Below are 13523 nucleotides of genomic sequence, written 5' to 3'. Positions count from 1 at the left end.
TCACATGAACAAGAAAATTACCATGCTGGCGCTGAGCGCGGCGGGCCTGGCGGCGCTCGTGCTGTTCCCCATCCTTATCCCGAACCCCTATTACATCCACCTGGCCGAGACCATTCTGATCTACGCCATCCTGCTATTCGGCCTCGATATCGTCGTCGGCTACACGGGGCAGGTGTCGCTGGGCCATGCTGGCCTGTTCGGCATCGGCTCCTACGGCACGGGCGTACTGGTGTTCAAGCTGGGCCTGTCATTCTGGCTGGCCATTCCCGCCAGCATTGTGCTCGCGGCCGTGTTTGGCGCCATCCTGGCCTTGCCGGCCCTGCGCGTGACGGGGCCCTACCTGGCCATGGTGACCCTGGCCTTCGGTACCATCATACAAATCCTGATCAATGAAATGAGCTTCCTGACGGAAGGGCCGATGGGAATCAAGATCCACAAGCCTTTCATGTTCGGCCATAAATTGAGCGAAGTGGAGTACTACTACATGGTCGCCGCGCTGATGGTCATTTCGCTGGTGGTGGTGCACCGCATTTTGAAGTCGAACCTGGGCCGCGCCTTCGAAGCGCTGCGCGACAGCCCCATCGCGTCCGATTGCATGGGTGTGTCCGTCTACCGCTATAAAGTCTACGCCTTCGTCATCAGCGCCGGTTTCGCGGGCCTGGCCGGCAGCCTGTATGCGTATTCGGAAGAGTACATCTCACCCAATACCTACAACTTCGAGCTGACGATCTTGTTCCTGCTGGCCGTCATCATGGGCGGGCGCAAGACACGCTCGGGCGCGCTGATCGGCGCCCTGATCGTCGTCATGCTGCCCAGCCTGTTGTCGGATATCGAATTGTTCCGCAAGATCGCCGTCAGCGCCGCCGTGCTGGGCGTGATCGGCTCCGCCTTCATGCTGGCGAAGAAGCGTTCCACCGTGCGCGACGTGATCGTGCCGCTGGTGGCGACCATCGGCCTGGCGGCGTTTTCCTACAAACTGGAAAACATGGTCGACTGGCGGTTGACCATCTTCGGCCTGATGACCCTGTTCGTGGTGTACTACCTGCAGGACGGCATCGTGGGCTTCTTGATGAGTTTTGTCGGCAAGGGGCGGCGTCATGTGCAAGCGGTCGCCTCGCATGGCGTGGCGCCGTTCGACCACGCCCAGGGCGGGCAGCAGGGCGCGACCCTGCTGCGCGTGGACCAGGCCCTGATGCAGTTCGGCGGCTTGAAAGCGCTGAACCAGGTGGACTTGAACGTGACGCAAGGCTCCGTGCACGGCTTGATCGGACCGAATGGCTCGGGCAAGAGCACGATGATGAACGTGCTCACGGGGATCTACAAGCCGACGGCGGGCAAGGTGGAATTTGCCGGTGCAGTGATCTCCGGGCGCACGCCGTCCGAAATCGCGCTGGGCGGCGTGGCGCGCACCTTCCAGAATGTGCAGCTGTTCGGCGAGATGACGGCAACCGAGAACGTGCTGGTCGGCTTGCACAACACCTTCAGATCGAATGTGCTGGACGTGATGCTGCACACGCCGCGCTACAAGCGCGAAGAGACGGCGGCGCGCGAGCGGGCCGCCAGCATCCTCGAGTTCGTGGGCCTGGCGGACCTGGCCAACGAAGAAGCGCGCAATCTGCCGTATGGCAAGCAACGGCTGCTGGAAATCGGCCGCGCGCTGGGTCTCAATCCGCGCCTGCTGCTTCTCGACGAGCCGGCGGCGGGCCTGACGGCGCCCGACATCAAGGAGCTGATGGCCATCATCCGCAAGATCCGCGAGCACGGCATCACCATCATCCTGATCGAGCATCACATGGATGTGGTGATGGCGTTGTCGGACGTGGTGACGGTGCTGGACTTCGGCCAGAAGATCGCCGAAGGCGCACCCGCGCTTGTCCAGAGCGATCCGAAAGTGATCGAAGCCTACCTGGGCGGCAGCGCCGAAACCCTGGCGCCAGCGGCGCACTGAGAGGAAGACCATGCTGACGATTCATAATCTGCACGCCGCCTACGGCAAAGTCGAAGTCTTGCACGGCATTTCACTCGACGTCCCGAAGGGCAAGCTGGTGACCCTGATCGGCTCGAACGGCGCCGGCAAGACCACCACCATGCGCGCCATTTCCGGCATGCTGAAACCCAGGTCGGGCACCGTGACCCTGGGCGGCAAGGACGTCACGGGCCTCGATTCGCACCGCATCGCGCGTGCCGGCCTGGCCCATTCGCCGGAAGGCCGGCGCGTGTTTGCCTCGATGTCGGTGACGGACAACTTGCTGCTGGGCGCCTTTCCCCGCTTTACGCGGGCACGCCCGAAAGGCGACATCAAGGGCGACCTGGACAAGGCCATGGAGCTGTTCCCCCGTCTGAAAGAGCGGCGCGACCAGCTGGCCGGCACCTTGTCGGGCGGCGAGCAGCAGATGCTGGCCATGGCGCGCGCCGTGATGCTGAACCCGGAAGTGATCCTGCTCGACGAACCGTCGATGGGACTGGCGCCGATATTGGTGGAAGAAGTCTTCCGCATCATCACGCGCCTGAAAGCCGAAGGCGTGACCATGCTGCTGGTCGAGCAATTCGCCGCCGCCGCCCTGAACGTGGCCGATTACGGCTACGTGCTGGAGAACGGCAGCATTTCCGTGCACGGGCCGGCAGAGAGTCTGAAGACCGACCCGAAGGTGATCGCGGCGTATCTGGGGGGAGGGCATTGAAAAGACGTTTGACGCGCGTTCTCCAGCGCACTGCACTGACGATGGTGTCAGTGCAGGAGATACATTGGCAGTGCTAAATCATCGCGTGACGTATTTGCTTCGATCACCGCAGCGGCACGCCGGGCCGCGTGCTGCAGTCGCTGCCAACGCTGGCGACAATACAGGACGACATCACGCGTACCCAATCGAAGCCGCCCTATGCGGCGGCGCCGCTGCGGCCGCAAGCACCGGACCTGCCTGAATTCAAACTCGGCGATACCGTCGCCTTCACCGACAAGCAGCTACGCGAACGCGTCGGCGCCATCTTAGGCATAAAAACCACAAGCTGCTCCCTGCTGTGCGATGGCGAGCAATCGCGCATGTCGCCGTCAATGCTGCAGAAAATCATCGCTTTACAACGTAGCGCTTAGCGTCAAATCGATCAGCGCTTCCTTAACTTATAAAAATAAAGGTTATCAAGTTTTAGAACGGGACTGTTACACTACAGGAACTATTAAATTAATTTTTGGCAACTTTGCCGCCCACCGCTGATGATGTGATCGAGAGGATTCTTTTGCGTGCCCAACTCCTGCCCCTGACCTTGCTGCTGTTGATCCAGAACGCCTATGCCGTCGATCCCCCCAGCGCCGGCAGCCAGTTGCAGCAGATTCCCGTCGCGCCCCAGTTGCCGAAGGCGCCGCCGGCCATTCGCGTGCAGCAGGGCAATGTGCCGGCCACCACGGTGGGCGACACCACGCGCATCACGGTGCAGCGCCTGCAGGTGACGGCGCCGCCCGTGTTTCCTGAAAGCGAGCTGGTCGCCAGCACGGGTTTCGTGCCGGGCAGCGAGCTGACCCTGGGCGAGCTGCGCGCCATGGCGTCCAACATCGCCAGCTATTACCAGAACCGTGGCTATTTCCTCGCGCAAGCGTATCTGCCGGCGCAAGACATCCACGATGGCGTGGTGCAAATCACAGTGCTGCCCGGGCAGTATGGCCAGGTGCAACTGCGCAACCAGAGCAATCTGTCGGACGGCCTGGCCGGCACGCTATTGGCCGGTCTCGACGGGCAAGTGATCGCCACGGCGCCGCTGGAGCGGCGCTTGCTGCTGCTGTCGGACTTGCCGGGCGTGCAAGTGAATTCGACCCTGGCGCCGGGGGCGTCCTTGGGCGCGTCCGACCTGATCGTCGACGTGCAGCCTGGTGCGCGTTTCAACGGCAGCATCGACGTGGATAACCAGGGCAACCGCTACACGGGGCGCAACCGCATCGGCGCCACTCTGAACATCAATGAACTGGCCGGCATCGGCGACGTGGCCAGCGTGCGCGCCTTCACTTCGGCCGACGGCTTGAACTACGGCCGCCTGGCCTACCAGGGGCAGGCCGGCTTGCTGCGCCTGGGCGGTGCCTATACGTATATGGATTACAAGCTGGGCAAGGAATTTGCGGTGCTCGACGCCAAGGGCACGGCGAAGATCGCCAGCGCATATGGCAGTTATCCGCTGATCCGCTCGCGCAGCAGCAATTTGTATGCGCAGGTCAGCTATGACGACAAGACCTTCCAGGACCGCACGGAATCGACGGGCAGTGTCAACGACAAGACGGCCAGGGTGTGGATGCTGAACCTGAACGGCGACGCCAAGGATGGCTGGGGCGGCGGTGGCGTGAGCACGTATTCGCTGACCTACACCACGGGCAAGATCGAGATCGAGACGCCGCTCGCCTTGCTGATCGACCAGTTGACGGTGAAGAGCAACGGCCACTTCAACAAGCTCGCCTTCAACGCGGCGCGCGTGCAAAGCCTGGGCGGCGAGACGAGCTTGTTCTGCACCCTCAGCGGCCAGGCGGCGTCGAAAAATCTCGATGTCTCTGAAAAAATGGGCATCGGCGGCATGGGCGGCGTGCGCGCCTATCCGGGCGGCGAGGCATATGGCGACCAGGGTTACGTGCTGAACCTGGAACTGCGCCAGAACGTGACGGCTTTCACTGCCTTTCCCGGCCAGTTGCAAGTGCTGGCCTTTGCCGACACGGGCAGCGTCAAGCTGAACCGCGACGCCTGGAGCGTCGGCGAGAACCGCCGCACCCTGAGCGGCGCCGGCGTGGGCGTCACGTGGACGGGCGCCAATGCGCTCGTCCTGAAGGCGTATTACGCGCACAAGCTGGGCAACGCCAAGGCGACCTCTGCACCGGATTCCGCCGGCCGCTTCTGGCTGCAAGCCGTCAAGTACTTCTAAAAAACAACGATCACCAAGTCAGGACCCGCCATGAACCGCATCTACCGCTCCATCTGGAACCAGGCCACCGGCGCCTATGCCGCCGTTTCCGAAAACGTCAAATCCGCCGGCAAGCGCTCGATGCCAGGATGCAGCGGGGGCGGGGCGCATTTCGCCTTGACCAGCATGGCGGCGGCGCTGATGCTCGGTTACGGCTCGCTGGCCCTGGCGGGGCCGGTGGGCGGCACGGTGGTGGCGGGGCAGGCAACGATTAACGGCACGCCGGGTTCGACGGTGATCAGGCAGGGCAGCCAGAATGCGGTCATCAACTGGGCCAACTTCAATATCAACAAGGGCGAGTCGGTGCAATTCGTGCAGCCGAACAGCAATGCCGTGGCCTTGAACCGCGTGCTGGGCAGCGACGGCACGAGCATCCTCGGCAACCTGTCGGCCAATGGCAAGGTGTTCATTGTCAACCCGAACGGCGTGCTGTTCGGCCAGGGCGCGTCCGTCAACACGGCGGGCCTGGTGGCCTCGACCCTGGACATTTCCAATAGCGACTTCATGGCCGGCAAGTACCAATTTGCCGGCAATGGCACGGGTAAAGTCCTGAACCAGGGCAGCATCAGCGCGCCAGGCGGCTATGTGGCCTTGCTGGGCGCCAACGTGTCGAACGAGGGCACGATCCAGGCACGCCTGGGCTCGGTGGCCCTGGCGGCGGGCCGCGCCATCACCCTGGACGTGGCGGGCGACGGCTTGCTGAACGTGGCGGTGGACCAGGGTGCCGTGGGCGCGCTGGTGAAGAACGGCGGGATGCTCAAGGCCGATGGCGGCAGCGTGGTCTTGACGGCGCAGGCGGCGGGTGAGCTCTTGAAAACCGTCGTCAACAACACGGGCGTGATCGAGGCGCACACGATAGACACGCGCGGCGGCACGATCAAATTGCTGGGCGACATGCAGACCGGTACGGTCAATGCGGGCGGCACCCTGGACGCCAGCGCGCCGGCGGGCGAGGTTGGCAGCCGCGGCGGCTTCATCGATACCTCGGCCGCGCATGTGAACCTTGCCAGGGGCATCAATGTGACGACCAAGGCGGCCAACGGCCTGTCCGGTAGCTGGCTGATCGACCCGGTCGACTTCACGATTGCCGCGTCCGGCGGCAATATGACGGGTACCGACTTGATGAACAGTCTGGCCAATGGCTCGGTGCAGATCATTAGCACCGACGGCACTGTCGGTACGGCCGGCGACGTGAATGTCAACGAAGCGATTGCCTGGTCGGCCAACAAGCTGACCCTGACCGCGCAAAATAATATCAACATCAACAAGCCGATGACCGGCACCGGCACGGCCAGCCTGGCGCTCGAATATGGCCAGAGCGCCGTCGCGGCGAGCAATGCCTCGCATATCACGATCAAGGCCGAGGTCAATCTGCCCTCGGGCAATAGTTTCAGCACCAAGCAGGGCAGTGACGGCGCCACCAAGGTCTATACGATGATCACCAGCCTGGGCGCGGCCGACAGCTTCACCGGCACCGATTTGCAAGGCATGCGTAAGGACATGTCGGGCTACTATGCGCTGGGGGCGAATATCGACGCTAGCGCCACGTCGAACACAGCCATATGGGGCGCCACCGGTTTCAATGCGGTCGGCGCCAATGGTGTGCCATTTACGGGGCAGTTCGAGGGGCTGGGCCACGTGATTACCGGCTTGACCAGTAACATCAGCACGAGCAACTTCTCGGCCGCCCTGTTCGGTACGACCGGTACGGCGGCGCAGATCCGCAATGTCGGCATGCTCGACGTCAGCCTGAGTTCCAGCGGGCCGACCGTTGGTTCCTATGGTAATGTGGCAGGGGTGGCAGGTAACAATAGCGGCTTGATCAATAATGCCTATGTGACCGGTAGCCTGAGCACCCCGGGCTATGCGTATATCGGCGGCCTGGTCGGCTTAAACAGCGGCACCATCCGCAACAGCAGCAGCTCCGCCACGATCAGCGTCACCAACGCGACGCTCCCGACCGCGATTGGCGGCCTGGTGGGCCAAGCCAACAAGAACAGCAAGATCACCGACAGCTACAATACGGGCGCCGTCACCGCTACCGCCAAGCATAGCGGTGGCGGCCTGGTCGGCTTCAATTACGGCGCCATTACCAACAGTTTCAATACGGGCGCAGTATCGGTCGGCATCGACGCCGGCGGCCTGGTGGCCAGCAACCGTGATTCGGGTGCCCTGATCAACGACAGCTTCAGCACCGGCGCCGTGTCGGGCAGCGGCCATGTCGGCGGCCTCGTGGGCTGGACCAGCGCCGGGTCGCAGATCAACAACAGCTATGCCACCGGCACGGTGACGGGCCTGGGCCAGGGCGGCCTTGCAAGCGCCGCCGTGTCGACGGGTGGACTGGTCGGCAATAACCTTTCGTCGATCAGCAACAGTTACGCGACCGGCGACGTCACGGCCGCCACGGGCTCGGTGGGCGGCGTGGTCGGCGTCAACGGCACGAACACTGCGGCCGGCGCGGTCACCAATGTCTATTCTTCCGGCGTCGTCACGCTGACCGGCAACGTCGCCGGCAACACGGTGGCAGGCGGCGTCATCGGCTTCAACAACGCATCCGCGACGATCACCGGCGGCTACTTCAATTCCACCGTCAACACAGTTTCCGCCATCGGCGACGGCACTGGATCGGTCACCAAGGTGAGCGGCCTGAGCGCGACACAAATGCGCACGGGCGCCAGCTTCGACAACTTCAGTTTCACGACCGCCACCGGCCAGTCGGGCAACAACTGGGTCATCGTCAATACCGACGGCACGCTCAACGGCGCTGGCAATGCGACAGGCGCCACCGGACCGATGTTGTCTTCCGAGTACAGTACCACCATCAAATCGCCGCATCAATTGCAATTGATGGCGATGGACCTGGCCGGCAATTACACGCTGGCCCGCGATCTCAATGCGGCGGCCACCGGCACCCCGGGCGACGTCTGGAATGGCGCCACGTTCGTGCCGGTCGGCGCCAGCACGGCGGCGCCATTCACCGGCACCTTCGACGGTGCCGCCCATGTCATTTCCGGCCTGGTGCTGAACCGCCCGGGCATCGACAATACCGGCCTGTTCGGCGCCACCTCCGGCACGGCGGTGATCCGCGACGTGGGCCTGGACGGCGGCAGCGTCAACGGCGCCAAAGATACCGGTACGTTGGTCGGCAACAATGCCGGCACCATCAGCGGCAGTTACAGCACCATGAGCGTGACCGGCACCGTCAACACGGGCGGCCTGGTCGGCAACAACAGCGGTACTGTCAGCAACAGCTACGCCTCGGGCGCCGTGGACGGCTCCAACACGGTGGGTGGCCTGGTCGGCGTCAACTCCGGCGCCTTGACCAAGAACTACGCCACCGGGGCGGTCACGGGCAGCAGCAGTACGGGCGGCCTGGCGGGCACCAGTACTGCTAGCGCCACCGGCAACTTCTGGGACACCAGCACCAGCGGGCAGGCCACCAGTGCCGCTGGCACGGGTTTGACCACCGCGCAAATGAAATCGCTGGCCACCTACACCGCAGCGACCTGGGACCAGGCCAATACATGGATCATCTACGACACCAATACCTACCCCTTGCTGCGCGCTTTCATGACGCCGCTGCAGGTCAACTTTGCCGCGAACAATAGCAAGACCTATGACGGCACCAGCACCTTTACGGCCTCTGGCGTCACCGCCAGCAGGCCTGTCGCCTATGCATCGCTGCTGGGCACGTTGAACACGGGCGCTGCAGGCAACGCCGTCAACGTCGGCACTTACGCCACTACCGCCGGTGGCCTGTATTCCGGCCAGCGCGGCTATATCATCAGCTACGGCGCGGGCACCGTGACCATCGACAAGAGGGCTGTGACCGTGAGCGGCATGACGGCCAGCGCCAAGGTCTATGACGGCAACACCAAGGCCAGTCTGACGGGCGGCACCTTGAATGGCCTGGTGGCCGGGGAAACCGTGAGCTTCTCCGGCCAGGCCGGCGCGTTTACCGACCAGAACGCCGGCACCGGCAAGAGCGTGACCGTGAGCGGCATCACGCTGGTCAACGGTGCTAACCTGGCCAGCAATTATTCGGTGACCAATCCGACCGGCGTGACGGCCGACATCACGCCCAAGGCGCTGACAGTGATGGGTGCGACGGCCGGCAACAAAGACTATGACGGCAACACCAAGGCCACCGTCAGCGGCGGCGTATTGAGCGGTCTGGTCGGCTCGGAAACGCTGGGCCTGTCCGGCCTGTCGGGCGTGTTTGCCGACAAGAACGCCGCTACCGGCAAGGTGGTGACCATCAGCGGCGCTATGCTGGCCGACGGCGCCGGCCTGGCCAGCAATTATACGGTCGGCAATCCGACCGGCTTAACGGCCAATATCACCCAGGCCACCATCAATACTGTCAGCAACATCGTGGCCGACAGCAAGGAGTATGACGCTTCTACCTTCGCCGCCGTCAGCAATGCCGTCGCCACCTTTGGCGGCATGTTCTATGGCGACGTCTTGACCGTCAGCGCCACCACCGCCGCGTTTGCCGACAAGAATGCTGGCAACGGCAAGACCGTCACCGCCAGCGGCCTTACCTTGGGCGGCACGGACGCGGCCAACTACAACTTGACCGCTGGCAGTGGCAGTGGCAGCGGCGCCATCACGCCCAAGGCATTGACAGTGTCCGACGCCGTGGCTGGCAACAAGACCTATGACGGCACCAATGCGGCGGCGATTACGGGCGGCACCTTGAGCGGCATGATCAACGGCGAATTGCTCAACCTGGGTGCGCTGTCGGGCACTTTCGCCGACCAGAACGCTGGCAATGGCAAGGCGGTGACGGTCACCGGCGGCAGCTTGTCCGACGGCGCTAACGGCGGCCTGGCCAGCAACTACACGGTCGGTGGCGTGACGGGCCTGTCGGCCGATATCACACAAAAAGCCTTGACGGTCAGCGGCGTAAGCGTTGCCAGCAAGAGCTACGACGGCAGCACCAAGGCGACCATTTCGGGCGGTACCCTGAATGGCCTGGTGATCGGCGAAACCCTGAGCCTGTCCGGCCAGAGCGGCACATTCAATGACCAGAACGCGGGCAACGGCAAGGTGGTGACGGTGACCGGCGCCACTCTGGGTGATGGTTCTGGCCTTGCCAGCAACTATACCGTCAGCAATGCCACCGGCGTGACCGGCAATATCACGCGCAAGGCGCTGACGGTGACCGGCGCGACCGCCAGCGACAAGGTCTACGATGGAAGCACGGCGGCCACCGTCAGCGGCGGCACCCTGTTGGGCCTGCTCGGTTCGGAAACGCTGGGCCTGTCCAGCCTCACCGGCGTCTTTGACGACAAGAACGTGGCCACCGGCAAGGCCGTGACGGTGACGGGCGGCGCGCTCTCCGATGGTACTGGCGGCGGCCTGGCCAGCAATTACATGGTCGGCGCGGTGACGGGCCTGAGCGCCAGCATCACGCCCAAAGCACTGACGCTGAACGGCGTGACGGTCAGCGCCAAGGCGTATGACGGCAATACCAAGGCCAGCCTGACCGGCGGCACCCTGAGCGGCCTGGTTATCGGGGAAACATTGAGCGTGTCCGGCCAGACGGGCACCTTCAACGACAAGGACGCCGGCACCGGCAAGGCCGTGACCGTTACCGGCACCACCCTGGTCGACGGCAGCGGCCTGGCGAGCAATTATTCGCTGTCCAATCCGACTGGCGTGACGGGCGACATCACGAAAAAAGCGCTGACGATCAGCGGCGTGACGGCCACCAACCGGGTGTATAACGGCGACACCACTGTCAGCCTTGCCGGTTCCGTGATCGTCGGCGGCCTGGTTGGTTCGGAAGGCGTCGGCGTGGGCGGCATGTCCGGGGCGTTTGCCGACAAGAACGTCGGTACCGCCAAGGCCGTCACCATCAGCGGCGCGACCTTGACCAGTGGCAGCAACGGCGGCCTGATCAGCAACTACACGATCAGCAACCCGACCGGCGTGACGGCCAATATCAGCCAGGCCACCATCAGCTCGGTGACCAATGTGGTGGCCGACAGCAAGGTCTATGACGGCGGCACTTCCGTCACCTTCGCTACGGCCACGGCCACTTTCAATGGCATGGTGAACGGCGACAGCCTGGCCATCGGCGCCACCAAGGCCGCGTTCAGCGACAAGAACGCCGGCACCGGCAAGGCCGTGACGATCTCCTTCCTTACCCTGGGCGGCCTTGACGCAGCCAACTACACGCTGGCCAGCACCACCGCGTCTGGCAGCGGCACCATCACGCCGAAGGCGCTGACGATTACCGGCATGTCGGCCGTCAACAAAGTCTATGACGGCAGCACCAAGGCGACCTTGTCGGGCGGCTCGATCAGCGGCCTGGTCGGCATGGAAACCCTGGGCGTGACGGGCTTGAGCGCCAGCTTCGATACCAAGGACGCTGGCACCGGCAAGACGGTGACGGCGACCGGTTCAACCCTGGTCAACGGCGGCAATGGCGGCCTGGCGGCCAACTACACGATCAGCAACCCGACCGGCCTGATCGCCAGTATCACGCCGAAAGCCTTGACGGTATCGGGCATGACGGCCGGTACGCGCGCCTATGACGGCACGAAGGCCGCGCTCCTGGCTGGCGGGAGTTTGACGGGCCTGGTAACGGGCGAGACGCTGGTGGTCTCGGGCGGCAGCGGCGTGTTCGCCGACGAGAACGCTGGCAATGGCAAGGCGGTGACGGTGTCGGGCGTCAGCCTGGCTGACGGTACTGGCCTGGCCAGCAATTACAGCGTGACCATTCCGGCCAATGTGACGGGTTCCATCACGCAAAAAGCATTGAGCGTCACCGGCGCGCTGGCGGTTGACAAAACCTATGATGGCGCGCTCGATGCGACCATCACGGGCGGCACCCTGAGCGGCTTTGTCGGTTCGGAAACGGTCAGCCTGGCGAGCATGGCCGGTGCGTTTCTTGATAAGAATGCCGGCAGCGGCAAGGCCGTCAGCATCACCGGCGGTACCTTGTCGAATGGCGCCAACGGGGGCCTGGCCAGCAATTACACGGTCAGCAACCCGACCGGCTTGACGGCCAGCATCACGGCCAAGGCCTTGACGGTGACCGGCCAGCTGGCCGGCAACAAGGTCTACGACGGCAATACGGCGGCGCAATTGTCCGGTGGCGCCCTGAGCGGCCTGGTGGCGGGCGAAAGCCTGGGCATCGGTGGCCAGACGGCGACGTTTGCCGACAAGAACGCGGCTACCGCCAAAGCGGTGACGGTGACGGGCACGAGCCTGGTCGACACCATCACCGGCCTGGCCAGCAACTATACGGTCAGCAACCCGACCGGCTTGACGGCCAGCATCACGCCGGCCAGCCTGCTGGTGCGAGCCACGGGTGCCGCGCCGCGTGTGTATGACACCAGCACCAACGCCAGCGTGACCCTGGCGGATAACCGTATCGCCGGCGATGTGCTGACTATCAGTAATAGCGGCGCCAGCTTTGCCGACAAGAACGCTGGCGCCAACAAAACGGTGACGGTGAACGGCATTGCGCTCAGCGGTACGGACGCCGGCAATTACACGGTCAACGCCACGGCGACCACCACGGCCAGCATCACGCAGGCGGCCATGGGGGTGAAGGTGAACGATGCCGAGAAAGACCAGGGCGGTCTCAATCCGGCCTTCACGGCCAGCTACACGGGCTTGCTGGGCAACGACACGCTGGCGAACGAGGTCAGCGGCAATCTGGCGTTCAGCACGCCAGCCACCACCGCTACGCCATCGGGCCGCTATCTGGTGTCGGCGGCCGGCCAGACGTCGACCAACTATGCGTTGACGTACACGCCGGGCGTGCTGACTGTCAATCCGACCGAAGCGCAGCAAAACGCGGTGGCCAGCGTGGTCGCGATGGTCAATGTGGCACCATCACAGGGCAATATGGTGCAGGCCGATGTCGTGGCGAAAGGCGAAACCGTGACCAGCAAGGAAGACGCGGTGCAGGTGGCGCTGGAGGGCGGTCAGCCGCGGCAGGGCAGCACGCCGGTGGTGATGACGACGGCATCGGTGAACAGCAATGTCTTGCCTGGCTTGCGCCTGACCGTGGTCGATACGGGCTTGCGACTGCCTTCGGCCGCTGGCAACACCAGCATCGAAAGCGAGTAAGCATGCGCTAACCGCGCTCACAGTGTGAGTGCCGCTGCGTGAGTGATCCGCGTGAGCGGCTTGCCGCGCGCGGGCTCCACCTTGATGTGCCAGTGGCTGGCGCTGGCGCTGGCGCTGGCGCTGGCGCCGGCCCTGCTATGCCGTGGCATGGATTGCCGCGACGACTACGATAAGGAGCCGGCGGCGAAGGCCCGCGCCGGCAAGCGGCGCCAAGCTGTCCTGGTCAGCGCACGGGCCGCCCATGGGATGGCTTTTCACGTCCCGGTGAATGCTGTTGCTGACAAGGCAAGAACAGCGTTCATTTCAGCCCGGCGCGCGCAGTTGTTCCCCTCCACACCGTGGCCGGTCGCACTGGGCCGTCCGAAAGCCTCAAGACCGATTCGAAGGGGATTGCGGCTTACCTGGGCGGCGGGCACTGAGTAAACATTTCCTCGAGCCGCGCATCGCGTGTATGCAGCAGCAGTACGCTGTGCATGGAAGGGGCGGGCTCGAAGAAGAGA

The 13523-nt window shown here is 64.0% G+C and carries 5 protein-coding genes; all 5 read left to right on the top strand.

Annotated features, from left to right (window positions below; genetic code table 11):
• The first annotated feature begins 4 nt into the window (after positions 1 to 4).
• The gene (locus tag K0F85_RS10465; RefSeq protein ID WP_219115967.1) at positions 5 to 1948 is read left to right on the top strand and encodes an ATP-binding cassette domain-containing protein; all 1944 of its coding nucleotides are present in this window, start codon (positions 5 to 7) and stop codon (positions 1946 to 1948) included.
• Between the two features lie 10 nt (positions 1949 to 1958).
• Positions 1959 to 2681: an ABC transporter ATP-binding protein gene (locus tag K0F85_RS10460; RefSeq protein ID WP_219115966.1), complete on the top strand. Its 723-nt coding sequence runs from the start codon at positions 1959 to 1961 to the stop codon at positions 2679 to 2681.
• Positions 2682 to 2809: 128 nt separating this feature from the next.
• Positions 2810 to 3091: a hypothetical protein gene (locus K0F85_RS10455; RefSeq protein WP_219115965.1), complete on the top strand. Its 282-nt coding sequence runs from the start codon at positions 2810 to 2812 to the stop codon at positions 3089 to 3091.
• A 143-nt stretch (positions 3092 to 3234) separates the two neighbouring features.
• The gene (locus tag K0F85_RS10450; RefSeq protein ID WP_257572670.1) at positions 3235 to 4893 is read left to right on the top strand and encodes a ShlB/FhaC/HecB family hemolysin secretion/activation protein; all 1659 of its coding nucleotides are present in this window, start codon (positions 3235 to 3237) and stop codon (positions 4891 to 4893) included.
• A gap of 30 nt (positions 4894 to 4923) precedes the next feature.
• Positions 4924 to 13023 carry a YDG domain-containing protein gene (locus K0F85_RS10445; RefSeq protein ID WP_219115964.1) on the top strand — a complete coding sequence of 2700 codons (8100 nt, stop codon included), beginning with the start codon at positions 4924 to 4926 and terminating at the stop codon, positions 13021 to 13023.
• Positions 13024 to 13523: the final 500 nt, after the last annotated feature.

This window comes from Janthinobacterium sp. UMAB-56 (genome assembly GCF_900095265.1).
Lineage (GTDB): Bacteria > Pseudomonadota > Gammaproteobacteria > Burkholderiales > Burkholderiaceae_D > Janthinobacterium.
The sequence above is the reverse complement of the archived record's forward strand: the minus strand, read 5'-3'. Positions and strand labels throughout refer to the sequence as shown.